This is a genomic window from Escherichia sp. E4702, from assembly GCF_963883545.1.
Classification (GTDB): Bacteria; Pseudomonadota; Gammaproteobacteria; order Enterobacterales; family Enterobacteriaceae; genus Escherichia.
In genome coordinates this window covers 16,545-42,886 of sequence record NZ_CAWORF010000021.1, presented here as the reverse complement: position 1 = coordinate 42,886, position 26,342 = coordinate 16,545, and the positions used below count along the sequence as shown (strand labels likewise).

Annotated in this window: 30 protein-coding genes and 3 pseudogenes; 3 read left to right on the top strand and 30 right to left on the bottom strand. The window is 50.4% G+C overall.

All coding sequences use genetic code 11. The annotated features are described in order from the left end of the window. The first annotated feature begins 205 nt into the window (after window positions 1-205). The 3 genes from AACU94_RS13660 (at window position 206) to AACU94_RS13650 (ending at window position 2,577) form a co-directional block, all read left to right on the top strand. Window positions 206-454, top strand: a complete 249-nt coding sequence (locus AACU94_RS13660) for a DinI-like family protein (protein ID WP_135489605.1) — start codon at window positions 206-208, stop codon at window positions 452-454. A 223-nt stretch (window positions 455-677) separates the two neighbouring features. Next, complete coding sequence (locus tag AACU94_RS13655) at window positions 678-1,220, top strand: SLATT domain-containing protein (protein ID WP_135489604.1); 543 nt, start codon at window positions 678-680, stop codon at window positions 1,218-1,220. Continuing rightward, window positions 1,207-2,577: a reverse transcriptase domain-containing protein gene (locus AACU94_RS13650; RefSeq protein ID WP_135489603.1), complete on the top strand. Its 1,371-nt coding sequence runs from the start codon at window positions 1,207-1,209 to the stop codon at window positions 2,575-2,577. The genes AACU94_RS13655 and AACU94_RS13650 overlap by 14 nt, the downstream gene beginning before the upstream one ends. A 107-nt stretch (window positions 2,578-2,684) precedes the next feature. Here the strand turns inward: AACU94_RS13650 and AACU94_RS13645 are convergent. The 30 genes and pseudogenes from AACU94_RS13645 to AACU94_RS13500 all read right to left on the bottom strand — a co-directional run bounded on the left by AACU94_RS13645 (window position 2,685) and on the right by AACU94_RS13500 (window position 26,318). After that, window positions 2,685-2,972: pseudogene (locus AACU94_RS13645) on the bottom strand (hypothetical protein). A gap of 12 nt (window positions 2,973-2,984) precedes the next feature. Then, window positions 2,985-3,263, bottom strand: coding sequence for a hypothetical protein (locus AACU94_RS13640; RefSeq protein ID WP_135489602.1), 279 nt, complete (start codon window positions 3,261-3,263; stop codon window positions 2,985-2,987). After that, window positions 3,260-4,321: pseudogene (locus AACU94_RS24750) on the bottom strand (phage head spike fiber domain-containing protein); the annotation flags it as partial. The pseudogene AACU94_RS24750 and the gene AACU94_RS13640, both read right to left, overlap by 4 nt. A 632-nt stretch (window positions 4,322-4,953) precedes the next feature. Beyond that, a pseudogene (locus AACU94_RS24745) lies at window positions 4,954-5,317 on the bottom strand (prophage tail fiber N-terminal domain-containing protein); the annotation flags it as partial. A gap of 58 nt (window positions 5,318-5,375) precedes the next feature. Further along, window positions 5,376-8,858, bottom strand: a complete 3,483-nt coding sequence (gpJ, locus tag AACU94_RS13630; RefSeq protein ID WP_135489600.1) for a phage attachment tail tip protein J — start codon at window positions 8,856-8,858, stop codon at window positions 5,376-5,378. A gap of 60 nt (window positions 8,859-8,918) precedes the next feature. Continuing rightward, window positions 8,919-9,566: a tail assembly protein gene (locus AACU94_RS13625; protein WP_135489599.1), complete on the bottom strand. Its 648-nt coding sequence runs from the start codon at window positions 9,564-9,566 to the stop codon at window positions 8,919-8,921. Continuing rightward, window positions 9,464-10,207 (bottom strand): C40 family peptidase, encoded by a 744-nt coding sequence (locus AACU94_RS13620; RefSeq protein ID WP_135489598.1) that lies wholly within the window; start codon window positions 10,205-10,207, stop codon window positions 9,464-9,466. Before AACU94_RS13620 ends, AACU94_RS13625 begins: the two co-directional genes overlap by 103 nt. A 5-nt stretch (window positions 10,208-10,212) precedes the next feature. Continuing rightward, the gene (locus AACU94_RS13615) at window positions 10,213-10,911 is read right to left on the bottom strand and encodes a phage minor tail protein L (protein WP_135489597.1); all 699 of its coding nucleotides are present in this window, start codon (window positions 10,909-10,911) and stop codon (window positions 10,213-10,215) included. Further along, entirely contained in the window at window positions 10,911-11,252 is a 342-nt protein-coding gene (locus tag AACU94_RS13610) for a phage tail protein (protein WP_021543564.1), read from the bottom strand. Before AACU94_RS13610 ends, AACU94_RS13615 begins: the two co-directional genes overlap by 1 nt. Continuing rightward, the gene (locus AACU94_RS13605) at window positions 11,245-14,487 is read right to left on the bottom strand and encodes a phage tail tape measure protein (protein WP_135489596.1); all 3,243 of its coding nucleotides are present in this window, start codon (window positions 14,485-14,487) and stop codon (window positions 11,245-11,247) included. Before AACU94_RS13605 ends, AACU94_RS13610 begins: the two co-directional genes overlap by 8 nt. A 45-nt stretch (window positions 14,488-14,532) precedes the next feature. Next, window positions 14,533-14,874: a zinc ribbon domain-containing protein gene (locus tag AACU94_RS13600; protein WP_021543566.1), complete on the bottom strand. Its 342-nt coding sequence runs from the start codon at window positions 14,872-14,874 to the stop codon at window positions 14,533-14,535. Window positions 14,875-14,932: 58 nt separating this feature from the next. Further along, window positions 14,933-15,211, bottom strand: coding sequence for a phage tail assembly protein T (locus AACU94_RS13595; protein WP_021543567.1), 279 nt, complete (start codon window positions 15,209-15,211; stop codon window positions 14,933-14,935). 23 nt (window positions 15,212-15,234) lie between these two features. Then, a complete protein-coding gene (locus AACU94_RS13590; protein ID WP_021543568.1) occupies window positions 15,235-15,606 on the bottom strand; it encodes a phage tail assembly chaperone in 372 nt (123 codons plus the stop codon). 14 nt (window positions 15,607-15,620) lie between these two features. After that, window positions 15,621-16,325: an immunoglobulin domain-containing protein gene (locus AACU94_RS13585; protein WP_024188899.1), complete on the bottom strand. Its 705-nt coding sequence runs from the start codon at window positions 16,323-16,325 to the stop codon at window positions 15,621-15,623. A 59-nt stretch (window positions 16,326-16,384) separates the two neighbouring features. Then, on the bottom strand, window positions 16,385-16,729 hold the full coding sequence (gp17, locus tag AACU94_RS13580) for a tail completion protein gp17 (protein WP_063084496.1): 345 nt from the start codon (window positions 16,727-16,729) through the stop codon (window positions 16,385-16,387). Beyond that, window positions 16,726-17,175 (bottom strand): HK97-gp10 family putative phage morphogenesis protein, encoded by a 450-nt coding sequence (locus tag AACU94_RS13575; protein ID WP_135489595.1) that lies wholly within the window; start codon window positions 17,173-17,175, stop codon window positions 16,726-16,728. Before AACU94_RS13575 ends, gp17 begins: the two co-directional genes overlap by 4 nt. Continuing rightward, window positions 17,172-17,510, bottom strand: a complete 339-nt coding sequence (locus tag AACU94_RS13570) for a phage head closure protein (RefSeq protein ID WP_021543572.1) — start codon at window positions 17,508-17,510, stop codon at window positions 17,172-17,174. The genes AACU94_RS13575 and AACU94_RS13570 overlap by 4 nt, the downstream gene beginning before the upstream one ends. Before the next feature lie 9 nt (window positions 17,511-17,519). Next, window positions 17,520-17,825 (bottom strand): head-tail connector protein, encoded by a 306-nt coding sequence (locus tag AACU94_RS13565; RefSeq protein WP_021543573.1) that lies wholly within the window; start codon window positions 17,823-17,825, stop codon window positions 17,520-17,522. An 11-nt stretch (window positions 17,826-17,836) separates the two neighbouring features. Further along, on the bottom strand, window positions 17,837-18,025 hold the full coding sequence (locus tag AACU94_RS13560) for a hypothetical protein (protein WP_021543574.1): 189 nt from the start codon (window positions 18,023-18,025) through the stop codon (window positions 17,837-17,839). Window positions 18,026-18,074: 49 nt separating this feature from the next. Further along, window positions 18,075-19,280 (bottom strand): phage major capsid protein, encoded by a 1,206-nt coding sequence (locus tag AACU94_RS13555; RefSeq protein WP_135489594.1) that lies wholly within the window; start codon window positions 19,278-19,280, stop codon window positions 18,075-18,077. Between the two features lie 14 nt (window positions 19,281-19,294). Beyond that, the gene (locus AACU94_RS13550; protein WP_001193633.1) at window positions 19,295-19,945 is read right to left on the bottom strand and encodes an HK97 family phage prohead protease; all 651 of its coding nucleotides are present in this window, start codon (window positions 19,943-19,945) and stop codon (window positions 19,295-19,297) included. Then, window positions 19,923-21,164 (bottom strand): phage portal protein, encoded by a 1,242-nt coding sequence (locus AACU94_RS13545; protein WP_000466255.1) that lies wholly within the window; start codon window positions 21,162-21,164, stop codon window positions 19,923-19,925. Before AACU94_RS13545 ends, AACU94_RS13550 begins: the two co-directional genes overlap by 23 nt. Then, window positions 21,164-21,346, bottom strand: coding sequence for a protein YmfR (gene ymfR, locus AACU94_RS13540; RefSeq protein WP_024233354.1), 183 nt, complete (start codon window positions 21,344-21,346; stop codon window positions 21,164-21,166). The genes AACU94_RS13545 and ymfR overlap by 1 nt, the downstream gene beginning before the upstream one ends. A gap of 11 nt (window positions 21,347-21,357) precedes the next feature. Beyond that, window positions 21,358-23,091 carry a terminase large subunit gene (locus AACU94_RS13535; RefSeq protein WP_240726477.1) on the bottom strand — a complete coding sequence of 578 codons (1,734 nt, stop codon included), beginning with the start codon at window positions 23,089-23,091 and terminating at the stop codon, window positions 21,358-21,360. Beyond that, entirely contained in the window at window positions 23,088-23,582 is a 495-nt protein-coding gene (locus AACU94_RS13530) for a phage terminase small subunit P27 family (RefSeq protein WP_000929184.1), read from the bottom strand. The genes AACU94_RS13535 and AACU94_RS13530 overlap by 4 nt, the downstream gene beginning before the upstream one ends. A gap of 124 nt (window positions 23,583-23,706) precedes the next feature. Further along, the gene (locus AACU94_RS13525; protein WP_097439791.1) at window positions 23,707-24,057 is read right to left on the bottom strand and encodes an HNH endonuclease; all 351 of its coding nucleotides are present in this window, start codon (window positions 24,055-24,057) and stop codon (window positions 23,707-23,709) included. 579 nt (window positions 24,058-24,636) lie between these two features. Further along, window positions 24,637-24,978 (bottom strand): Rz1-like lysis system protein LysC, encoded by a 342-nt coding sequence (gene lysC, locus AACU94_RS13520; protein ID WP_445298352.1) that lies wholly within the window; start codon window positions 24,976-24,978, stop codon window positions 24,637-24,639. Window positions 24,979-25,169: 191 nt separating this feature from the next. Further along, on the bottom strand, window positions 25,170-25,646 hold the full coding sequence (locus tag AACU94_RS13510; protein WP_135489592.1) for a glycoside hydrolase family 24 protein: 477 nt from the start codon (window positions 25,644-25,646) through the stop codon (window positions 25,170-25,172). A 3-nt stretch (window positions 25,647-25,649) separates the two neighbouring features. Next, window positions 25,650-25,985 carry a phage holin, lambda family gene (locus tag AACU94_RS13505; protein ID WP_024946499.1) on the bottom strand — a complete coding sequence of 112 codons (336 nt, stop codon included), beginning with the start codon at window positions 25,983-25,985 and terminating at the stop codon, window positions 25,650-25,652. Window positions 25,986-26,114: 129 nt separating this feature from the next. Continuing rightward, window positions 26,115-26,318 (bottom strand): hypothetical protein, encoded by a 204-nt coding sequence (locus AACU94_RS13500; protein ID WP_097291074.1) that lies wholly within the window; start codon window positions 26,316-26,318, stop codon window positions 26,115-26,117. Between the last annotated feature and the right edge of the window lie 24 nt (window positions 26,319-26,342).

Here is a 26,342-nt window from a genome sequence, read left to right as displayed (position 1 = left end):
CTGGGAAACTGGAAACGTCTTTCAAACCCTTTACGGCGAGATCTGGCGTTACTGCTAGATCATTATGAATGTGTCAGTAATCCATCAAAATCTTTGCGAATGTATCCATTTCTTTTAACTTGAGCAGATAACACGATGCCTTAATGCTGTTTATTTATACAGCCCTAAATAACACTGTATACAAACACAGTATGGAAGGATTTTTATGCGTATTGAGATCTGCATAGCCAAAGAGAAAATGACTAAAATGCCAAACGGTGCTGTGGATGCGTCAAAGGAAGAATTAACTCGACGCATCAGTAAGCGTTATGACGATGTAGAGGTGATCGTAAAAGCCACCAGCAACGATGGCCTTTCTGTTACGCGCACCACCGATAAAGATTCAGCTAAAACTGTTGTTCAGGAAACTCTGAAAGATACTTGGGAGTCTGCTGACGAGTGGTTTGTTCATTAAGTTCATCATCCCTGGACACCATTCACTTGTATTGACTTTAAGATCATTAAATTGTAATAATTCAAAAGGATGGGGCAGGTTTTTCCTCTTGCGCATGCAAGGGCGGCTCTGATAATGAACAGTAATATTTTACTGTTGAGCTTATGCTCACTGATCCTGCCGGGCAGGATGTTCAACGGTTCCAATATATCCTGCCCCTTCCGCTTTTAAAAAAGGATCTTTTATGCATGACAATATTTGGTTTACATATAAAGCCCGTATCCAAGCGCACCATCGACTAGAATGGCTTGAAAAACACTCTCAATTAATCCTCGTTTGGTATGCTATATTGAGTGCGGTGCTTTCAATTGTAACGTTACGATTTCCAAAAGTTCTAGGAGATAATACAGATATCGTTGCAGCGATACTTTCAGTGGCTCTACTAGGTATTTCTCTGATCGTATCTAACCTAGATTTTCGTGGTCGAGCAATAGCCATGAGAAGGAATTATATTGCACTACAGCGACTCTATTTTGACATTACCAACGGCCAACAATTAACTCCTGAACAGAAAGAAAAATATTTTAATTTGCTCAATGAGGTTGAGAATCATCGTGAGATAGATGATAAAGTTTCAAGGGTAACTCAAGTTGGACTTACGACGAGGCTCCCCACACAAAAAGAAAAAATAATTGTTAATTTATGGATATTACTTCGAATATTTATTACTGCCGCACTTTATATACTACCATTAATATATCTTTGGATTGACTATGACTGCAAGTAGAATTTTTAAAAAGTCATTCTCGAAAAAAAACCTTCTAAAAGTATACACTGAAAAAATCAAAGAATCAGGAGCGATTGGCATAGATCGGATTCGCCCATCAAAACTTGATTTAACAATAAACAATGAGATCACTTTCATTTTTGAAAAGGTTAATTCTGGCAATTATAAATTTACAGCATATAAAGAAAAATTAATATCTAAAGGGGCTAACTCTACCCCCAGACAGATTTCCATACCAACTGCTAGGGACAGAATTACTCTTAGGGCTCTCTGTGAATGCCTTACGGAAATATATCCTAATTCCAGATTAAAACTACCACATACAGTAATTGACTCATTGAAAGAAGCATTAAACTGCAGTCTATATGCTGAATATGCAAAAATAGATCTTAAAAGTTTCTATCCTTCAATTGAACATAAATTGATATTTAATGCAATAAAAAATAAGATTAGAAAAAAAGAAATTAGACAGTTAATAACATCATCATTAATCGTACCTACTGTAAGTGGAAGTACAGGAAGCAAAGGTATCCCTAATAATACCAGAGGAGTACCTCAGGGATTAGCGATATCAAACATTTTAGCTGAAATATCACTATCTAATTTCGATGATGAAATCAATAAAATGCATGGCATATGGTACATGCGATACGTTGATGACATTCTTATTTTAACGCCCAAATATCAAGCAACAAAAATAACATCTCATATCATTGATAAGCTTCAATCATTAAATTTAAACCCACATCCATTAAATGAAGAGAACTCAAAATCCAAAGTAGGCAGCTTGGATGAAAGTTTTAACTTTTTGGGATACCACATAGAAAATCGAGAATTATTGATAAAACATGAGAGCATTCTTAGATTTGAGTCATCCTTAGCAAAAATTTTTACTGCATATAGGCACGCTCTACTACAAGCTAAAAGTAAGCGCGATAAAGAACGAGCTGTTGCATATTGTCAGTGGAAACTAAATCTCAGAATTACGGGATGTGTGTTTGAAGGTAAACGATTGGGATGGGTATCGTACTTCTCACAAATAACCTCAACAGCTCAACTTCGCTCTGTTAATCATACTATCAATAATCTTATCCGCCGATTCGGCCTTTTATCAGAAATAAAACCAAAGTCTTTGATTAAAACTTTCTATGAACTCCGCAGAGGTAGAGCGGAGACTTTTAAATACATACCTAACTTTGACAATCTACATATATCTCAGAAACGAGAACTTGTTTCTATGTGGATAGGGAAAGAGAAGGAAAAAAAACTTAGCAATAGTGAAATAGAGAGGAAATTTAAATTTAAAATTGCGAAATCAGTAAAAGAACTTGAAGAGGATATTTCAGGAATATCATAGATATGTAATCCATTAAGTCCTTTAAATATACCGTAATAAACACACTATTTAAACTCACAAACCAGCCGCAGTATCCTGCCATGACAAGTTGCTGCGGCTTTTTATGTTTAACGGATAAACAGCCAGACCAGCAGACACGCTACCACCGGCACCGCAAAATCCATCAGGCTTGCCACATCCCAAGCACGTGGATCAAAACCGCCCCACCACGGCATATTCATACGCTTGCCATGCCCGAACATTTCAATCCAGCGATATTCTGCCTAGGTGTGTTCACGCGCAATGAAGAACGTACAACCGGCTATCGCACCGTAAACCCAGTTTCCGGTAAAAAGACCAACCAGTATCTGCGCAGCTACAGCACAAAGTGCATGAAGTAAGGGGCTTATATCCATTATTTCCTCCTTTCAGCTCCATTCCCGAAGCGGTGTTTCCAGCTCCACGACATAATCAGAGAATACAGAAACATCAAACAAGTCATCAAGAATACGAATGTTGACAAAATAACCGTCATTCCGGATACAGACAGGTTCTCCCTCTTCAGTTACCCCTGTTTCTGTGTAGGTGACACCAATTTCATCAACTAACAGTTTATTCTGGAGGTCTTCATCTTCCGCCCAGCCAAGAGATGACAGGAAGGCCTTAAACTGCAGTTTGTCATGAAACTTCAAAGTTAAATCTTTCATACGGCCTCTTTTAATTGCCTGTCATTCAATTCCCTGTGCCAGATTCGCAGATTTCTGACATGTCCAAATAAATGCCTGTCTCCGGTGGAGGATTGCCCCCCTATATTCATGAAACCATTAAGATATCTTGTATCATTATAAGGCGAAACCGATGCACCACCGATATTTCCATTTACCACTACAGACAGACTCCCGTCTTCTTTAAACCTTCCGCCAATAATGTTTTTTCGCCCTGAAACAGCAATGTCACTTTTTATCTCTGCCATAGTTCCCTTTCCATTCGTGATGATTGCTTTTGAGCCCTTTGAGATAAAACCAAGATACATATAACTCTGGTCAGCTATATCTGTTGAGTCTCCCGTAGTGGAAATATTTAATATCCTTGCTGCGCCCGTGGTATTTGGCATAACGTCCCATGAGACACTGCACTCTGTCAGTACTGTCAGTGGCCTTCGCACCCAGTTTTTATTTAATGGGATTGTCACAATATCACTGGCTCGCGTTGCCGGTGTTCCCCCTGTTATGATGAATGATGATGCAGCAGTTCCTTTCTCAACCTGAGGCGTTGCCATTGATATACTGTCACCGACCTTAATTTCATTGCCTTCCTGTTGATACATTTCTATTCGGGCATATATATTTTGTGATGAATCAGATTTATAGGTTGACTGAAAGAATATCCATCCGCTGTTTTCCACTACGAAAGATGACGAAAGCACATCACTTTTTAATGTCAGATTGCTCAAATCCAGAAGCGCATCTGCTATAAAAGTATTCCCTGCGCCATCATCATTCAGCTTCGATATGCGCATTCTCGCCCTGATTCCGTTTCCCTTGAATCGGGCAGAAATTGTAACAGAGTCACCATTTTCCACAGAGATAACCCGACCTGTTCCTGTTGAAATGAGCGTCACAGGCCCGGTATCAGATGAATCTTTATACGTCAGAACACCATAGCTGAATCCAAATGGATCGAGATTACTGTTTACATCAAGACGTTTATTATTAAAGTTCCATGCTTCTGGTGCATTACTGTTAATGAAATTATTAGTACGTTGCCCTTCTATCAGTAAACCAGACTTTTCAAATCTGGCTTCATCAACATCTGCCACAACAAACGAGCCTGACTTATTGATATATGTTGCTGTTGAAGCTCGTTTAAACTTAACAATCTTGTCGCCTGGCACTGTTATTTCATCGTCACCAATAACAATCTTTTTATATGATGGCGAAAACCCCGTAATCATATCCAGTGAATCGTTAAACGGTATCCACACATCAGGCAGCGGCGGCACTATATTCGCATAGGGCTCTGCAGTCACTTCCGCTGCGGCTTCTGCGCGGTCTGCCGCCTTTTCAGCTCGTGTCGCTGCCGACAGAGCCTCATCCTTTTTCTGCCCGGCCTTTGTTGCGTCTGCTGCGGCCTCCCGCGCTTTTGTGGTGGCGATTCCGGCATTCTCAGCGGCTGACTCTGCATTACGGCGGGAAGCCTCTTCACTGTCTGCGGAGGCTTCCTCTGACGCACGGGCATTTGTCTCTGAACGTTCTGCCGCTGTTGCTGCATTTTGTGCGGCTGTTTTTGAAGAAGCTGCCGCTTTCGCGCTGTTACCTGCATTCGTCTCTGATGTTTTCGCCGCGTTCCTGGACGATGCCGCTGCTGTTTCTGATTTCTTTGCTGCCGCTGCGCTCTGAGAGGCGGCTTCAGCGTTGCGTGCCGCCTCTTCCACCATCTTTTCAAAACGATACAGTGCCTCCGGACGAACATCATCTTCTGTTGCAGCGCCCAGAAAATCATTCAATGTCCCCGGCTTAGAATCCTCATACACGGTGATGGTCCCGGCATGTGAAGGCGGAAAACCTTCAACCAGCAGGGCGACGCTGTACTGGCCATACTCAACATCCATGCTGTAACGTCCGGCTTCATCCGGATTTTCTGAGGCCACCGTGTTCACCACAACTGTGGTGCTGTTACGTTTTGCTTTGAGCTGAATGGTGCAGTTCTGTATCGGTTTTCCTGCACCGTCTTTCAGCACACCTGAAATCTGTACTGCCATATTCACTCCACAAATAAAAAAGGCACCATTTCTGGTGCCCGAATTTGGGTTTTAAAATTCAACTGATACTGATGCCGGCTGTTGATTTCTTCATCACGACAACAAGAAGGTCGCTGATACTGGTCGTTGGCGTCCAGTTATTTGCACCATATGAAGAAACATTGAAAGTCAGGGTGACATGGCCGTGTCCGGCAGGCATATCAATGACTGATGAAAATACCCTGCTGACATCCGTCGCGGGTTGCTGAAAGATTTCCTGTCCGTTCTTCAGCACCTGCAGCTTACAGGTTGAATACCAGTATGACTGTTGGTTGTTGCTGTTGAAGTTTTCATGCTTACCACCGCGAAACAGAACGGGGGGGATTACTATCTGACGGTCAAAAGCCTGGTCATCGTACACCGTGACCGTTATTGTACCGCTGGCATAACTGCTATTTCTCGGAAAGGCTTTTCCCACCGTTTTAACAATATCGCCTTCAATCTGGTTGGCTGACAGTTTTCCCAGAATCCGGCAGTTCTGATTAATCGTGACATTGTTGAGCGTCCCGGAGTTCGCGTTCACGTTACCGCTGATATCCGCATTTTTCGCCGTCAGCCGCCCGTCCGGTGTCAGGGAAAATGCCGGAGGATTACCGCCGCTGGTAATGGTGGGAGCCGTCAGATATTTCAGGAACACTTCATTCATAAATATCTGATCGCCCTGACCAACAAACATCGGCTTTGTATTGCCATTCGCAGGATTAATCATCGCAATCCTGTCCGCCGCCAGCAGCACCTGACTCTGCATACCGTCAGGGGTATTCTCAATACCGGCACCAATACCCGCGATATAAAGGCGTCCGTCCTGCATCTGCTGCAGCTTCACAGCCCACATGCTGTTCAGGTTATTATTTGTATCAACCTGAACCTTCTGTATCTGCTGGATCGCTGCACTCTGGTCTTCCAGTTTCTTATTGACGGTCTGCGTGATTTCATTGCTGACATCCGTAATGGACGTCCTGATTTCAGCCAGGTCAGGCGCAAGCTGACCGTTATCAATCTGCGTCCACAACTCCTGAGCCAGATGGGTTTTCCCTATCTCTCCTTTGAAAAAATCCAGATAGCCGGATGCATCATCACTCGGCTGGCCAACAGCCTCCACAAATGCCGATTTGCCAACGGTGTTCACACTGCGAATGTAAAAATAATAATCATGGCCCGGTTTGATATTGATACTGGCGGCTATCCAGTACAGCGCCGTACCAAGATAACGCGCGCTGGCTTCAACCTGCCTGATATCCGCAATCTGCTTTTCCGAGAACCAGAACTCAAACTGTACCGTCGGATCATAAACGGCAAGATGCGGCGTTGCGGTTATCTGAAAATAGCCCGGCGTCAGCTCAATCCGCGATGGCGCTGCCGGTGCGGCAATCCGGAACGATACCGACGCCGGATCCCCCTGCTGCCCCCACGCATTTACCGCCCGGACTGTCAGCCTGTAGTTCCCCAGCGCCAGTTGCCTGAAGCGGTATGTGGTTTCCGTCGTCCTGGCCGTGCTGACCAGCCGCTCACTGCCGTCATCCGCTGCCACGGTCAGGCGAAGCATAAAGCTCACCCCCTTCACCACCTTCGGCGTGTCCCAGCGCGCCAGCACCTGGTATTCCCCGCTGTCTGCGGTGACTTCTGCAGTCAGGTGCTGCACCGCGGGCGGCGTGACACCGTTCACCGTTCCGCTCTGGTCGCCGTCAAAGTGCGCCCCGTTATCCACGATGGCTTCTTTCTCCGGTACATGCTGCACGGCAGTGATGGCATACGTGCCGTCATCGTTCTCACGGATACTCACACAGCGGAACAGGCGCTGGCGCAGCGTCGGCAGCTTCAGCCCCCACACGCTGTATTCGGCAACGCCGTCAGGAACCCGACTCACTTTCACCTTCACGCCGTCGGTGACGGACTGAACCTCCACGCTGACCGGACTCCCCTGCCCGTCAACCAGGCTTATCAGCGTGGTACCGGAGGATGGCAGCGTGATTTCACGGTCGAGCGTCAGCGTCCGGGTCTGGCTGTTCACCGCCAGCACGCGCCCGCCAATGCTGATCCCCGCATAGTCATCATCGCAGATTTCAATAACATCACCCGGTACATGGCGCAGCCCTTCTGCGCCCACGCTGAAGTCCACGGTCTGCGTTTCCAGCAGCTCCGTTTTAATCAGCCACAGCCCGGCGCGGTGTGCCTGCCCCCGGCTGGTACAGCCAAAAGCATCCATTTTCGTGACGTTACGACCGTAACGGAGAATGGCCTGCGTGTCCTCCACAAGCTCTGTCGCCGTCTCCCAGCCGTTATTCGGGTCAATCCAGTTCACCTCAACGGCATTATGGCGGTCCTTCAGGGCGCTGAAGCTGTAGCGGAACGGCGCGCCATCATCCGGCATCACCACATTACTGCGGTTATAGGTCCACACCTTATCCGACGGTCGGTCCTGCACGAACGTCAGCGTCTGCCCGTTCCATACCGGCATACAGCGCATCGCCGAACAGAAATCACTGAGCACATCCCACGCCTTACGCTGTGTGGTCAGGTAAGCGTTACAGGTGATGCGCGGCTCCGTGCCGCCAAAACCGTCCGGCACCGACTGGTCGCAATTCTGGCCGATGACATACAGCGCCCATTTATCCACATCTGCTGCACCAAGACGTTTCCCCATGCCGTAGCGCGGATGGGTCAGCATATCCCACAAACACCAGGCCATGTTGTTGCTGTATGCTGGCTTAAACGTTCCGTCCCAGATACCGCTGTATTGCCGCGTCTGCGGGTTATAGTTCGACGGCACCTGCAGAATGCGCCCGCGCAGATGATAATTACGACTCACCTGCTGGCTGCCGAACTGCTCCGAATCCACCTGCACGCCGACCAGTGCCGTGTTCGGGTAGCACTGTTTCACATCGATGATTTCGGTGTATGACGACCAGAGCGTTTTGTTCTGCAGCTGGTCTGTGGTGCTGTCCGGCGTCATCCTGCGCATCCGGATATTAAACGGGCGCGGCGGCAGGTTATCCACCACCACCGAGGCCAGATACTGCGACGTGGTTTTGCCCTTAATGGTGATGTCTTTTTCCGTCACCCAGCCACCATTACGCTGTATCTGAACCAGCAGGCGGACTTCCGACGGATTCCGGTCACCCTTTGAGGTGGTTTCCACCAGTGCCTGCACGCCGAAGGTAAAGCGCAGACGGTCGATGTTTGCCGACGTGATGGTCCGGGTGATCGGCGTGTCATATTTCACTTCCGTACCCAGCACCGTCTCGGAGCCGGAGGATTCAAATCCCTCCGGCGGTGACTGCTCCTGCTCACCTGCCCGGAACACCACCGTGACGCCGGAGATGTTGGTATTCCCCTCATTGTCCAGCACCGGCGTACTGTTCAGCAGCACGCTTTTTAATCCATCCACCGGACCTTCAACCGGCCCTTCACTGATGGCATCGATCACACTCAGCAACTGCGTGGATTTGAGGTTGTCCTTCGCTTCGCGCGGGGTATGCCCCTTACTGCTGCCTTTACCCATTCCTCACGCTCCATAAACGACAAAACCGCCCGCAGGCGGTTTCACATAAAACATTTTGCATCAGCGACCAATCACCACAACCTGACCACCATCCCCTTCGTCTGCCGTGCTGATCTCCTGAGAAACCACCCGTGACCCCACGCGCATTTCACCGTACAGAACGGGCAGAACATTGCCCTGGGCAACCATGTTATCCAGTGAGGAGAAATAGGTGTTCTGTTTACCGTTATCCGTGCTGGTCGCTGTGGGCGTCCGGGCTTTCGGTGCCAGCATCTGGGCCACACCACCCAGGATCATACTGGCCCCTGCCGCATACATGCCCGATACAGCCGCGGCACCCAGCCAGCCCACAGGGTTCCACCATGCCACCGCAATCAGCGCCGCACCCAGCACTGCCTGAAAAACACCGCCACTTTTAGCTCCCGCCAGACGCGGCACAATGTGGATCACGACACCATTTACCAGCGGCTCATTAAGACGGGCAGATAATTCATTTTCGCCTGCATCACGCCCGGCAATGCGCACCTGATACCAGCCCTCATTCAGTTTCTGGCGAAACGCCGGAAGCTGCGTGGCCAGCGCCCGGATGGCTTCGGCCCCCGTTTTCACACGAAGGTCGATGCGGCGGCCAAATCGTTGTAAATCCCCGTAAAGGCAGATGCGTGCCATACCCGGTGACGCCAGAGGGAGTGTGTGCGTCGCTGCCATTTGTCGGTATACCTCTCTCGTTTGCTCAGTTGTTCAGGAATATGGTGCAGCAGCTCGCCGTCACCACAGTAAATGGCGGCATGATTCGGCACCGATGAACCAAAACAGCACAGCAGCACATCGCCCGGCTGCGCCGCTGACAACGGCACCTGATACAGCCCCGTTGCCTCCAGATTATCCAGATAGAGATTCTGGCCGTTACGCCACCAGTCATCCCCGCGATGAAACTCCGGCATCTCAATCCCCGCCAGATGGTAAGCGTCCCGGAACAGCGTGTAACAGTCCGTCACCCCGTGCTCAAAGCGCCGCCCGGTAAGATGTGGCACACAGCGGAACTTGTGAATCGCCCCCCGGCAGACCAGCCACCACGGCAAATCACTCTGCACCTGCAGCCGCCGGTCGGCCTCACTCAGCCAGGGCAGACCACCGGGATGGCTGTGCACCAGCGCGACAATCTCACCCTGCATCTCTGCCTGCAGCCACTCCTCCGGCGACATCCGGAAATAATCCTCCGGCTCACCGGAGATATTTACGCAGGGAAAATATCTTTCCCCTTCCGGCGTTCTCACCACGAAGCCGCACGACTCCGCTGGCGCACATCGCCGGGCGTGCGCCAGAATCGCTGATTCTGTCTGTGTCATGGGATTTACTGCGAAAGTTTGTTAATGGAAAGGAAGCCGCCAAAGTTGCCGACATTATTGCGAAACTTACAGCCACTCAGGCATTTGCTGCATTTATCCTTCGTGATATCGGTCGTCGGCTGGTCATATTCATCCGCGACAGCAGGTCCGCTATAACCGCACTCATCACCGCGATAGGTCCAGGTGCAGGTGTTGTCCAGCATGATACGCCCCGGAAAAACAGCGCCATCCGTTTCAGTCGGCGTGGACAATACAAAGGAGGCACTGACCGCGTTCAGTTCGCTGCACTGCTCGATGTGCCAGCGGCTGATCACCTCCTGCTCCGGATCGGCGTCACTGTTTCCGTTGACGAAGTTCACCGCATCCAGAAAACGGGCGTAAACCTTACGCCGGACCACCGTTCCGCCGACCAGACTCTGCAGATCTTCCGCCATCCCGGTGACCATACCGTGCAGATTAGAGACTTTCAGTGTTGGTCTGGCACTGGCTCCTTTGCCGTTCATCTCAAATCCGCTCCCCTGAATGGGATACGTCTGATACTGCCGCCCCTGCCAGGTGACTGACTCACCTTTTTCGTTCTGCTCATTACAGAAAAAATAACGCTCGCCACCGACTTCTGTCAGATCGACTTCCCAGAGCACGACCAGTGCGGATTGCTCCGCTTTTGTACACTCATTCAGTGTTTCCTGTTGTATATCCTGCATCAGTGAGTGACCTCTTCAAAGGTACAGTTAAAATCGGTATACATGGCATTATCCGAAGTACTCCACTCCCTGCAGACAACCCTCACAGTCCTGTTGTGTTTTGGCGGACGCCACAAAAAAGCACGCATCCCGGCATGACGGGATAAAAAACTGTCCAGCGCGGCGCGGGAATATTCATCTGTGACACGAAATACCGGTTTAAAGGTTTTCAGATCCGCATTCAGACCACCAGCCCGTCGCTGTTCATATCCGTCACCGAACTTTACTGTAATAACAGATGGCTTTCGTGTCGTCTCCATCCCCTCGCGGGGGATCCAGTTAAAAACTTCAGGTTCAGGCACTGCATAATCCTCCGTCCCGACGTGATGACTGCATAATTGACACAACCCTGCTGTCGATCAGATCCACCAGCCCCCTGGCTGACTGCGTATCAATCTCGCCATTGCTCCCTTTATTCTGAATATTGATGTGATACACGGGAGAATAGACAAATCCGCCACCACCATTCACATTGCCAATAGCCCTGACCCCAAGAGAACCGTCCGCCGCCCGCGTAAGCGGCATGATAGCTTCAGGTCCGGCTTCCCCCATCAGCCCGGCACCTTTCGCAAAAGCAAAGTACGTCGGCGTATCCACAATGGTGTTACTGTAAGCACTCAGATTTGCCGATGTGTAAACACCGCCTTTTGCGTTCGCTACTGCACCGGAAAGCCAGTCGCCAACACTACCAATCCATCCCCCCGCTCCCGACATTGTCCCGGAGAGTGATTTCAGCCCGTTAACAATGGCCACGTTCATCAGGATTTTTGAAACTTCCTGAAGGATCGAACTCCCCCAGTTTCTCCAGTCCACAACGTTTCCGGCCAGTGCCTCGGAAATATTTGAAACCAGACCATCCATAGTGGAAACGACCACGTCTGCCGCCTGTGAAGAATAATCAGTGGCACTGTCTGCCCAGTTCGTCAGCCCCTCTTTGAGCCCGGCATTCCAGTTACTGCGTAAAGCATCGGCCTTTGCATAATAATCCTGCTGATCGTTGAGACGCTCCTCCAGATATTTTTCATTCAGCGTTTTTTCCTGTTTCCACAGGGCTTCTTCGATTTCTCCGGTCTGGTACTGTCTCAGCAACTCATTATTTTTCTGCTCAAACTCCTGTCGGATGTTCCACATTTCCTGAAGCCGCTCACGTATTCGTGTTCCGTCTCCATACCCTAACAACTGAGCCTCATTTGATGCCCTGACACTGGCGTTACTGTCCGCCAGGCTGCTTTCATAAGCAGCAATTTGCTCACGAATTTTTTTCTGGTCGATGAGTGCTGCATTCTGTAAAAGGGTTTGTTTCTGCGCTTCTGATAAGGTTGATAATTCGCCCTGGCTGACCTGGTATTTCATCTTAGCCAGTTCAGTATTCTGTCCTGCCAGTGCTATTTGTTCTTTTTGTTGTTTAATCAGTCTGTTATAAGCATCTTCCGTTTTTTCTGCTTCCGATTTTCCACCACGTACCTTTGGCTTATTCGCCTGGTTGTTACGCCATGCTTCCAGCGCGTTGTTGATATAAGTTTGCCTTGCCGTCTGATAGGCATCCCCCACAAAACCGAGATCATCCGCTACATAGCCCAGACGAGTACGCTCACGCGCTTCCCCCTTCAGACGGGATAAGGTCAGCTCTCGCTCAGTGTTATTCAGCGCGTTCTGCTGTTTATCATCCAGAGCAGCCTGTGGCAGCCGTAACGGTACATTCACCAGCCCCTGTCGCTGCTGAAGTAATTCATTACCAAGCCCAAGAAGACGATTAAACTCGGTATATTGGCCATTCATGATCAGTAATGACTGATATGCTTTGTTTTGTTCCGCTGCCTGTTGGCGGATCAGCGCCACTCGTCGTTCTTCCAGCCCGGCAAGCACATCCTGGATTGACTGGGCTTTTTCCTGCATTCCGGAAAGTCGGGACTGCTCAACAGCCAGCTGACTTGTTGCTTCTGCAAGCCCTTCTGTGACAGTTTTCACCGACGTCATGTGGTTAATCATAAAACCGTTATCGGTTGTCCAGCCCGGGTTTGCCAGGACATACTGATAGCCAGCAATTTTTTCCTGTAAGGATTTAATCTTACTTTTCTGCTCGTCAATTAACCTGTTCTGCTCCTCCAGAGCCTGCCGCGTCTTTTCCTCATTATCTGCCGCTTCAGGAAGTGACATTGCAGACGTTTTCTGGCGAATTTCATCGATTGTTGCGGCATACTGACGCGCTGATTCTCTGGCCTGCTCCTGGTTCTGATACATTGTGTACCAGGCCGCCGCCCCCAGCATGACAAGTCCAGGCACACCACCAACCAGCCCCAGAGCACCGCTTAACAACCGACTACTAACTGACGTAACGTTATTCAGCGTTGCCTGTGCCGCTGTTCTGGCAGCAATATTACGGGTAAGTGAAGCCTGTGCGGTTGCCAGTTTCGCTTCTGCTGCAGCCTGTTTTTCTGTACCACGGGCAGCCACAACCGCCTGCTGCGCACGATACAATGCCGCCCGCGCTCTGGCTGTTGCTATCTGTGTCCCTCTGAGCTGTGCCTCAGCAAGAGCCACTTCGTTTCTGGCAGCAGTAATTAACCCGGCAGTTGCAGAGCCCGCAGAAGACGCCATATTGCCAAAATATCGGGCTACACCAATTGCAACCAGAGCTCCCGCCGCCGTGGCAACCGTATCAATATTATTCGCAACACCATTCATTATTCCGGTAAGCGTTTTCGTTGCACCGCTGGCATCATTCGCACCACCAACCCAGGCCATAAAGGCGTTTTCAACTTTGGTTGCAGAGGATGATACGGTATCAGGCATGGCTGCATATTCATCCCGCAGCGTACCAAGCTGGCTAATCAGTGCAGGAACAACCTTATCGGCGGTCAGCTTTCCATCATCCGCCATTGCCTTCAGATCTTTACGGGCAACCCCCATTCCTGCAGCCAGAGCACGAATAACACGATCACCGCTTTCATTTACTGAATTAAACTCTTCACCGCGCAGAACCCCTTGCGCCAGTGCCTGGCTGAACTGAGTGATCACCGAGCTGGCTTCCGCAGAACTGGCTCCGGACAATTTCAATCCTGTAGAAATGGCCTCGGTAACTTTCAGTACTTCCTCAGATCTGTAACCATATTCCCGCATGGAAGAAGCCGAACGTGCAAAAAGACTGGCGTTATCAGCAAAAGCAGTACCCGTTCTCTGGCTGATCGCCATTAATTCGCGCTGTGATGCCTGGAAATCATCGCTGGACTGCGTGGCCTGCTTCAGACGGGCATTTACTGAGCTCCATTCATCCGCAAGAGATATAAGATGTCCAGTGGCAAAAGCACCGGCAAATGCGCCAGCCATATTCATTGCCGAAGACTTCGCCGTATTTATCTGCTCGGTCACTTCTGCCAGTGCTCGCCGCATATCACGGGATGCAGCTGCAGACTGTCGACCTCCGTTCTGCATGGTACGGTAGTACTCCTGTCCCATACGTGAAGCTCGCGCAATTTCTGACTGGAATGACTGCGAATTTGCCGAGATTTTTATAATCAGTTCGCGTAGTGACGCCATTCTCGTTCTCCAGGCAAAAAAAAACCGCCGAAGCGGTTTTTGCTTTTAAAGAAGCCCAGCCTTACGCCTTGCTTCTTCAAGATATTCATCATCCGTTTTTTGCGAAACGGTACTATCAGGGTTATGTGTTAAATCACTACCGCAATGCTTACACTTAATGGCTTCTTCTTTGATCAACTCCGCACAGTAAGGGCATTTTTTCATGCCATTGCTCACCATTTGTTGCTCATGCGTTTTTTCATCTTTTTGGATTACAAGTGAATGAACTAGGGCAACGATAAAGAGTAAGGCTCCGTATATCCACCATCCCCAAAATGAACGCCCTTTACTTTGCGCGATAATAGCCGGAATTAACCCCAGGACTAGCGCAATAAGAATAACTTCCATCAATATCTCCTTATTTACTTAATAAAAATCGGAATCATAATCCAGTAAAGTAAGAAGATCATTGTGTCGCTGCAAATAATGCATTTTCAAACGCTGTGAACGGATCTTTAATATTATTTGCAGGAACGACCTCCCACTGAAGAATCGCTTCATTCAGTGGAACTTTGACACCCTGCGCCCCGTAAACTGCAGAAACTATCTGGGCAGCCCGGATATCAGCCCGCTCGTCACCCAGCGGGCTGATCCTGTCAAATTCTGCCCACATCATGATTTCCGATGCAGACATTTCCCGGCGTAACTCTGACAATGTGCGCCCCATCCTGAGCGCCAGCATCATCAGAAAACGAATACCCGGAAGTGCTACTTTTTTTTAATAACTTCAGCATCAGTGATCAGTTCCAGTGACTGACGAAGCAGTCGCGCATGTACCGGACCATATACTGCAAGTACCTGCTCCCGATCATCCGCTGAAAACACGGGTTGCATCCCGGTATCACACAGAACATCGATGAACAGTTCAACATCCGCTTCCAGATTTCGGCGGGCACGCTCCGCAACTGATAACGGTGTATCATCATCTCCGGTTTTAACGATCTCCTGCCAACGTAACCAGGCTTCTGCAGAGGGTTCCCGTAATACAACCGTTGTACCTTCCCACTCAGGAACATCAACTGTTTTGTGGCGAAAACCAGACATCGTCGCCAGTGCCAGATTGCGGATATTTTTAGACATAGATTTCATCCTCCTTAACTGACAGTTACGGTGCAGGAAGTGGAGGTCACCTTATTAACCGGGCTTGCTGAATCAGAAACCTCACAGGTATACGCACCGGCATCTCCGGATGTCACGGAGGCCTTGTTGAAAGTTGCCGATGTCTGCCCGGAAACTGGAGAGCTGCCTTTCTTCCAGACATATGAATAAGGAGGCACACCACCTGATGCCTCAACAGACATATTCAGCGTTTCACTGGCAGAAACCTGTAGTGTACTTTTCAAATCAGAGAGGAGTTTCAAAGGTTCAGTGGTCAGAGAGGGCTTTCCTTTCAGGCGCAGGGAAAATGTGGCAGCAACAACACCGTTGGTTCCCACAGACCAGGTATGCTGGCGAACTTCTGCCATAAAGGTAAATCCATTTCCTGACGGGAAAATAACTTTGAAACCGTATGTGGTGTCGTTGTCATAAGCACTACGCAACGCGTTCTGGGCAGCGTTGAGATAAAAGTTTCCTGACATGGAAATCTCTGAAGCAGCCCCAAGACCGTTGATATTCTCCTGCTCGGTAGAACACAGCGTAGTGACATCAATATCCTGTTTCTGCCCGGCGGTAAACTGAACCTCTTTAATCGTACAGCTCAGTTCAAGAAAACTGGCAGAACTCAGCGTTTCTGCCGTTACCGGTGCAGACGAGATCATGACTTTGGTCTGCTGAGAACGTTCAAAATTAGAGGACATACTCGTCTCCTGAAAATAAAAAACCCGCCAGCGGCGGGTGGGTAAAATCATTAACAACCTCAGGCAATTACCTGAAATTCAAGCGTAGCTCTGCTCAGACGGGAATCAGGATCATAACCCTGAGTTTTAGAAATAACGGATGGTGCCAGTTCCCTTACCGCATCAAGCGCCTGCTCACGGATATCATCTGCGTCATCAGGAGCCGTTGCCCAGATATCAATCTGCACTGTGATTCTGGATTCAGCCTGACCATCAAGCACATCAGACGCGATGTCAGACACCACTGAAAACACCAGCCATGGTGGAAATACCGCAGGCTTTCCCTCCGTCAGCGGGACCACATAAGGATAAACCTGCCCTCCGGCCAGTTTGGACAGAAGAGCATACAGCGTGGCTTCTCTCATTTACTCAGCACCCCATCAATAGCCTGATTCATATGCTTCATGGCAACCTGTGCTGCCAGCTCCTCTGTCATATCAAAGGCCGGGCGAATGAACGGATGGGCAGGCATATTGATAGTCCCCAGCTCCACGAAACGCCAGTAAAACGCGTTTCGCGGATCGCTGGCTTTCATGCTGTTATCACTGTTTCCGGTTCGCAGATTCCGCCCACGAATGTGGACACCAGAGATAATTTCACCACGACGCCGTGAACGCTGAGTCAGAATAACCACGTTTTTCTTCAGTTTTCCGGTTAGCTCTGGCGCATGGTCAATAACCGCCTCCCGGATAACCTCTGCACCGGCACGGGAGGCATCGCGAAGCACCTTATTACTCTCTGCTCTGCTGAGAAGTTCCAGATCTCTTGCAATATCCGCCAGGCCAGAAAAATCCAGACTAAAATCCGTCACATTCCACCTCTCTGGCTGCAAAGTATTTCAAGCCTGGAGGATCGTGCGTCCGGGATCGGCGGCCCGTCGATATTCAGAATGGCTCCCTTGAATGCCCCTGTCAGCACTTTCAGACGTGAGGCGGCCGTCACATCGCGCCGAAATCGCATCCAGACTCTGACTGTTGTCTGCGCGGTTTCCGCACCGCCCGATATACGTTCCCGCCCACTGATCCCCTTAACCTCTGCCCATACCGTAGCCCCCTCTTTCAGGGTTTCCTCCGGGTGACCGGAAGGGGTACGGGAGGTCGTAATATTCAGAATAACCACGCGATCACGTAATCTTCCTGCCTGCATGAAATCCTCCTATGTTCCGGGATGAAACCGATACATTCGGAGTCCGGTATAGAAAAAATCAGGTACAGCATCCTGCATTTCCCTGTTCTCGTACCAGTAGCCAACCAGTTGCATAAGACGCAGCTTTATCAGCGGTGTTATTACAAGCCCGGTCGTATCCTGATCAGGAACAGTTTCATCGTGAAGTGTCCGGTTTAAAAACTTTTCAGCCTCTTCTCTGGCTGCTGCCAGATACATCATAAGAAGTGCATTCTCCTGTTCATTGTCATCATCAATCCGGCACTGAACACGAAGCTCTTCCAGAGTAGGCATCATTTGGGCTACCTCTATGAATGCTGTTTTTTAGCCTTATCAGATACCCGTGCAACAGGTGTTCTCTTATCAGAAACAATCCCTGCTGCAGTGGCAATTTCACGTACCCGTTCGGGTAATTCTTTATCTTCATACTCACCAGCACGAATGATCTCAACGCGCATACCGTCCGGTGACCATTTCAGATCTTGTTTCAGGATCATGATTCTTCACCCGTCAGAACAGGGGGCGCAGTTCAGCGCCCCTGAGTGATTACGCCGCTGCAATCTTCAGCAGTTTGATGGCCTGCGAATCGACCAGCATCCCGCCGGTGCGCTTGGTGGTATAAAAACCGACAAACGGTTTATTGGTGTACGGGTCGCGCAGAATGCGGGTGCCGATACGGTCAACGATGGTGTAACCCCGTTTGAAGTTACCAAATGCAATAGCTTTCGCATCAGCGGCGATATCCGGCATCTGTTCGTTTTCAGCGATACCGTAACCCGCCAGAGAGGACGGTTGCCCCAGCTCCAGCCCCGGACGCCACAGATAGTTACCCTCGGTGTCTTTCAGCAGACGGATGGCAAACAGGCTGTTGTTGTTCATCATGAACTTCGCGCCAGTGCGGTGTGCCTTACGCAGCGTGTAAATCAGTTTGATAATGGCATCTGCGGTCACCGTCGTCGCTTCACCGGATACAATATGCTGAAGTTTACCGAACGCACGAACCTTATCGGTTTCATCGGTGGATTCATACGCCAGGAACCCTTTTGGCTTCTTGGTGCCATCACCGGTGGTAAAGGCAATTTCTTCCTGTTCGGCAAATTCGGTCGCCAGCTCGCTGTTGATCCAGGCCTCCACGTTGAAGAAGGCATCATCCAGCATTTTCTGAGTGGCCTGCGGGTTACCGTAGATTTCCCCCATGAAAGGTTCAATCAGTCCCAGTTTTGAGGTGGCAGTCTGGGGGCGCGCGTCAGTCTCGCCCACCCATCCGGAAGCCGTGCCGCCCAGATTCACCAGTTTTTTGTAGTCGGAACCGCCAACAGTGATCACCGTGGCTTCCTGGCGCATCACCACTTCATCTTTCAGCAGGGTAAGAATGTTGCGATCCAGTGCTTCCGGCACGGCATAGCCACCGTCTTCATCGGTGCCCACCTGCAATGCCTTGCGCTCCAGATCGCGCAGACCGTCTTCACGGCCTTTACGCAGAAAGCCCACAAACGCCTCTTTGTGCTCTGTGGCCAGTTTATTTTGCGCACCACCTGCCGGACGTTTCAGCTCAAGCAGCTCTTTTTCAAGGTCGCTTTTGAGATTTTCCAGCTCGCTGAGTTTCCCGTTCAGGGTTTCCACCTGCCCGGCAAGTTTGCCTTTTTCCTGCTCAATCGCATCCACGCGCTTGTCGTTCTTTGCCTTGAAGTCGTCAAACTTCTGCTGCAGCTCCTGCGCGACCTGTTCCACATCTTTAATATCAACCGCCATCGTATTTCTCCTGATTAGAAGTTCAGATTTTTAAGTGCATTCAGTGCAGAGCCCACATCCTCAGCGTCGCGCAGGGACAGTGCGCCATAGCCCCCGGCCATGAATGCTTTGGCCTGGGTACGGGAGAGTCCGACATCACGCAGGACTCTTTCGATTTTTTTCTGTTCGGGGATTTCCCCGCGGGCCAGCGCGTTCTTGACGTCGCTGATCCGCGCCTCGTCGTTAGACGGGAACGTCACCAGACTGACTTCCCAGAGGTCGATTTCTTTCAGCAGAAAGGCTTCTTTCGTCCGGTCGTATTCCCAGTCCTTCAGGACGTACCCAATAGAAAGGCCGGTTAACGAACCGGCCTTCATGTGTGCATGTGCGCGTTTTGCCAGGGGATCATCATCAATGAGCAACCGCCCCCTGACGTAAAGCCCGACATCGTCTTCCTTCATTTCGGTGTAAACGCCGATGGGCTCATCCATGCGGTGCTGCCAGAGCAGCGCAGGTAACGCTTTTCTGTCACTCCACGCCCGCAGGGAAGCAGCAAATGCCCCGGACATCACCACATCATCGTGGCTGTCCTTTACACCAAAGACGGAGCCATACCCTTCAAACTCACCGGAGTCACTGACAGATTTCAGACTCAGCGGTACATCAAGACGTTGTTTCGTCTGCATTGGCGTTATCCTTCTGCTTACCGGCTTTACTGCCATCGGAGGGTTTCGTGGTCATGTTCATCGGTGTGAGATAGACATCACCACCGGGACGCGGATTCATATCTTCCAGGTCGCGGCAGTCATTGGGAGAGTAAATTCCCCAGTTGATCCCGGTGGCGTAGGCTTCAAAACGGGACTTCATATCCCCGCGCAGTAACGCCCCGGCGTTAAATTTGGCGTAATAAACGCCCTGCTTACTTTTTCGTACCAGTCCGGTGTTGATCCGCTGCTCAATGCGGGTCAGATACGGCACCAGTGAATAGTTGATAAATCCCAGCCCCAGCTCTTCGATATTGTTGAAGGTGGCGCGATCGGTGTTCTGCACCATGTGCAATGGCACACGGAACAGACGACAGATTTCTTCAAGCTGAAACTTGCGGGTTTCCAGGAACTGGCTGTCCTCGGCGTTCAGCGCCATCGACTTCCAGTCCAGCCCCATCTCAAGGATCATCGGGCGGTGAGCATTGCCAAGCCCGGTGTGACGCTCCTCAAAATCTTTCTTCAGGCGCTCATAAGCCTGATCCGACAGCGTCTGTTCTGTACGCAACACACCGGACGTCACCGCGCCATTGCTGAACAGTCTGGCCCCGTGCTCTTCGGTCGCAGCTGCCAGCGATATTGCCTCGCGGGCATAGGCGATGGGATTCAGCCCCACCAGTCCGTCCAGCGTCAGCGTGCGCACATGCCAGATATCTTCCTGGCTCAGTACATCCGTGGAGCCGTCCGGGAATGTGACCTGATAGACCGGCTCCCAGCTACTGTTAAGCTTCGGTACCACACAGCCGGGATCGACGGGCAGCAGTTCAGCCACTTCACCAAATGCTTTCACTTTGTAGGCGTAAAAGTTTCCCCGCAGGCACAGACAGGTGACCACCAGCTCCCAGAACTCCTGCGGCGTCATATAGCCATTGGGATGCGTGGAGATCAGCTTATGCAGACGTTCGCCGGTGGCTCTCTGTTTCAGGCTGCCGTTCAGGTGATACAGATTGCAGGGCAACATCCCGACCGACTCTGCCAGCACCCTGACGCAGGAAAAAACCGCCGTCAGTCGCATGGCCCGCTGGCTGCTGATCTGCTTTCCGGTATAGGTGTCATATGACAGCCCGATAGCATCCGCCAGCTCTGCTGGCGTGGTCACCGGCGCGTCACTTTTTCGTTGAAATAATCCCGAAAAGAACACTATTTACCTCCGCCGACAGACGACTGTGTACGGTCGAGATATCGCGCCACCAGCCACGACCAGAACAGGCACAACGCCCCGGCAACAACAAACCCCGCCGGGGGATAAATCAGCCAGGCACCATACGCCAGCAAAAGCGCCCCCAGCACGCCCACCAGAGGCGCGAAAATCAGCATGATCATAATTACCTCAGTTAAAGCGAGCGGATCCCATAGGACTCAATGTGGTCAGACAGCGTGTCTTCTTTCTCGTACAGCATGGCTCTGCCAACCGCCATAATCAGCGCAACTGCACCATCGATTTTGTTTTCCGCCTGCTCTTTGACGGGCTTCACCACATCATCGTTACCCGGAATGGTTTTGCCGACCACGTTGCCGATACACCAGGTCATGATGGGATTGCCATCATGATGAAAGCGCCCCGATTCAATTGCCGCTTCCAGCTCTTTCATCGGGTCGGACATGTTGGTGTAGTTCTGAATGATAGTGATGGGGTTCAGGTCTTCATCAGCAAGGTCATGTGACAACCCGGTCGCCCCGAAGGGGTCGATGGGTGACTCACTGACCGGGCTGATTTTGTTCGCCGCTTTGGCCTCCTCGAGGATGTAGCGATAATCCACCTCCGCACCATCGGTAACGGTCAGAACGCCCATTTCCACCCATTTCTGAAAGCGTTCGGCTGTCCGTCGATCTTCATTTTTCTCGACGCTGTACACCGTGTCATACGGTACCCAGAAACGCGGGGCCACACTGTAGTAATGCGTTTTACCGTCAATCTCGCGAGTATAAAGTCGCGCCATGCTGTTCATATCCAGCTTACGCGCCAGGTCAAAGGCCAGAATGCACGGCTGCCCCTCGAACTGCTCAAGGGTCAGTGATTTATCCTCGCAGCTCTGCCAGCTCACCAGGTTGAAATACGCCGAACGCGCCGACACCCAGATATTGAGGTGTTTTGTTTTAAAGACGTTTGCCAGACGGGCGTTATTTTTCGCACGCTGCTGCTGACTTAACAAAAATTCGCGATAAACCGACACGCCAATATTCGGGTTGGCTTTTTCCAGCACCTCCGGGTCGGTCCAGTCATCGCCTTCGTCAACGGTATAGATGATCCCGAACAGTTCATCGTTGGGTACCGAACCGTTGAGCATCTCGAGAACTTCCCGCCGCTTGTCATAGCACGGCCCCTCAATGTTGTACCCGGCGGTGGTGATGGCCCACATCAGTGGCTGGCGTCGCGCCCCCATCCCGGTAAGCATTGTGGTGTAAAGCGCATCTGTGGCGTGCTCGTGATATTCATCCACCACGGCACAGTGGGGTGATGAACCATCACCGGGGTTACCGATCAGCGGTTCAAACCGCGCACCATCCTCCGGACGGTTCATGTTTGAGGCGTTAACCTCAATCCCGAACGCTTCCGTCAGCATGGGTGTGCGTTTACACATCAGTCGTGCCGGACGAAAGACTTCCCATGCCTGTTTCTCCGTCGTGGCACCGGAATACACTTCCGCGCCGAACTCGTTATCACAGGCAAAACAATACAGGGCAACACCGGCAGAGATTGCCGATTTGCCGTTCTTACGGGGAATTTCGGTATACACCTCCCGGAAGCGGCGCAACCGGGTGCCTTTATTGACCCAGCCAAACGCACAGCAGATCACAAATAGCTGCCACGGCTCCAGCGTGATGGGCATCCGTTTAAATGCCCACTCACCCTTGGTGTGCGGCAACAGCTGAATAAATTTGGCGGCCCGTTCAGCCAGGTCCTTGTCGAAGCGGTAACGAAACGACTTACTTTTTTCCGCCATCAGGTCATCAAGATGGCGCTGGCAGGCCTGAATCACAAACTGGCAGGCAACAATCTTTCCGCGCACGACATCCCGGGCATACTGATTTGCAGCATTTACGTTGGGGTAAGATTTCCGGCTCATGATTCGATAATTTTCAGAAACGGGTTAGTGGCTTTCTTCTGCCCCGCCAGGCCAATCAGACGCTGGCGGCTGCTGGGGTCGAGTCCGAGCATTGCCCCCGTACTGCTCATCTCGGACTCCTGTTCTTTTTTGGCGGTCAGCTCCGGATTTTTGACCATGCCGCCCATTGCACCGGTGATGGTGTTGCCCTGTCTGGCAATATTTTTCACAGCACGTCGCCAGAACTCATAGGCCACGCACCACCGCTCAAGCACTGCGAGGTCAGTCACGCACAGCAGGCCCTGACCGCAGAGTTCTTTGGTTGTCAGTTGCCACATGATCGTGGCGAGAGGGAGCTCTTCTTCAGCGAACCACTCCGGTGGCTCAACACCTTTGATGGGCGTAAAAACGGGTTCATCTTTGTTCAGGGCTCGCTTGCCGGGGTTTCCGGCCAGCGCCTTGCGCGCCGTTGGCTTGGGGCGACGCCCGGAACGCCCCGCCGTTCCAGCCATATGCGGCACTCCTGGTTAAATTTCATTTTTCGCGGGTATAAAAAAACGATGGGGCGGGCAGTCCTGAAGGCGTCAGGTCACAGGGATTTGACCCGCCCTCCCCTCTGGCAGTGGGAACTGGTTCTTACTTCAGCCGTTCACGAGCCGTCTTCGCCTTATGACACGGCCAGCACAGGCTCTGCAGATTGCTGTCTGAATCTGTGCCGCCATGCGCTTTAGGAATTATGTGGTCAACGGTTTTCGCCTCACGCACCACACCAGCACGCAGACATAACTGACATAAACCTTTGTCACGCTTCAGGACGCGCACGCGGATACCGTCCCACTTCGAACCATAACCGCGCTGATGACGGGATTGTCCTGGCTTGTATTGCTTCCAGCCTTCACTTTTGTGGCTTTCGCAATAGCCTGACGGGTCAGTTGTGGTATGGCGGCAGCCGCGAACACGGCAGGCTTTTGGGGTTCGTGGTGGCATATGTACTCCAATGAAGAAGCTACCGACATAGCCTCCTCCATTCGTCGTGAAACTATTTTCATCTACCCAGTAATGAATTCTTTGAAGAGTCGAGATCAATACAACTCACTGATGGGAGAGGCTTGTCTCACGCGTGAGGCAAGTTTCCTGTTTGATTTACTGGACAGTATAGGGGGGCAGAATGCCTTCCTCACTCGAATAACATCAATTACGGAGCTTCAACACGGGTCAGTCGTGGTATGGCGGCAGCCGCGAACTCGGCATGCTTTTGAGGTTCGAGGGAGCATATGTACTCCAATGAAGAAGCCACCGACATAGTCTCCTCCATTCGTCGTGAAACTATTTTCATCTACCCAGTAATGAACTCTTTGAAGAGTTGTAATCAATACAACTCGCTAATGGAGAGGCTTGTCTCACACGTGAGACAAGCTTCCTGTTTGATTTACTGGACACTATAGAAGGACAGAATGCCTTCCTCACTCGAATCACATCAATTAAGGAGGTTCAACATGTTTCATTCCACAAGTCATCAGGCTGTAATTATGGCAGCATCAGTTTGTGCCACAGACCTTTTCCGCTTCACTTTGAGCCTGATTCATTTCTACCTGACCGGCTCGCCTCTATCTTTCTAATCCCCGCTTTGTCAATATTGCATTGTCCCAACGCTGACAACAGACTCACATTCAACTCCAGACTGGCACCATACGTCAGCGGATTGGGTATAAACGGTACAGGAGTATCAGAAGTCAGACTGGCTGGCAGTGGTGCCACCGGAGCGCTCACGTAAACCGTTCGCGAATTTCCGCAACCGGTCAGCAGCGGCAGCAGGCACAGGACGTGAAGCACAATCATCATCCGCAACAGCCGCTTTGATATCTTCCTGGGTTCTCTGTGACTCCAGTGCGATCTGCTGTTTTGCATGCTGGTTAGCCTCCAGAACTGTATTTATGATTTGCACTGATTGCAGGACGTTATTGGTAATAGCAGTTGCTGATTCAGCATTTCGTGCAGCATCATCAGCACGTTTCTTTTCGTGCTGATATTTGCTGTAGTAGTTGGCTGACCAGATGATAGAACTGACGACAGTAACGAAGAAAGCAGAGATAACCAGCTTATAACTCAACTTCATTTACCACCCCACCAGCCTCTTTAAATCGGGCAATCAGGTCACCGATTTTATGTTCATACTGACTGTAACCTGCACCGGGTAATGACGCCCAGATATTGCTGCAACGATCGATAGCCTGACGGATATCACCGCGATCAATCATCGGTAAAGCGCCACGCTCTTTAATCTGCTGTAATGCCACTGAATCCTGGCTTCTGGGAGAGAAGTCTTTCAGCCCAAGCTGCTTGCGGTAAGCATCCCACCAGCGTGAAAGAAGTTGATAACGGCCTGCAGCTGTTGATTTGAGTTTCGGGTTTAGCGTGACAAGTTTGCGAGGGTGATCGGAGTAATCAGTGAAGAGTTCTCCACCGACAATAACGTCATAACCGTGGTTACGTGTCGGTTGTCGCCCGTTATCCGTTCCTTCTGACCATGCCACCATATCAAGGAAAGCTTTACGCTGGGAATTTAACACCTGCATAAATTACTCCTTCGAGCTACCAAACTTGTTACCGATTACTCGCATTGCAGCCCCACGAATAGCATCGACACCGATCAGCCCAACGCCGCCACCAATGGCAACAGAAAGCGATTTAGGCCATCCGACATACTCAAGCGCGGATGCAAAAGTCAGCGTAAGAGCACCACAGAGCAAAATCTCGAGCGTTTTTCGCTTCCAGCCACCACCACCGCCAAAATAGGCAATGCGCAATCCAGCCATAACAATCGACATAATCACTGCGCCCAGTGGTGTGTCTCCACGCCACCAGCTCTGTAACAATTCAAGTAAGTCAGGCCAGGAATGAGGATCGTTGTGCATTTCATAATTCCCACCTCCGGTTACCGGAAGTGCAACGAGTAAAAGGGAAAGAAGCTGGTTATAACGCTGATTTGCAGAAGTGCGCATAAAAAAGGCCGCCCGTAGGCGGCCTCAAAAATCTTACTTTCATCATCGCGAAGGATGGAGGGTTTTATGACGAGGTTTAATGTAAACCTCATAGGAATGAGACAGCTTGTCTACTTCTATAATTGGTAATTCCCAACCAGTATTCAGCAGAATACTTTTCTGAGTAGCAGACACTAATACTGAGCCAATCTCAATATTATTTGCAATTGCCACGACCTTCTTGGTCGTGTGTTTACTATTTTGCATGGTGATCTCCTTTCAACCAGCATC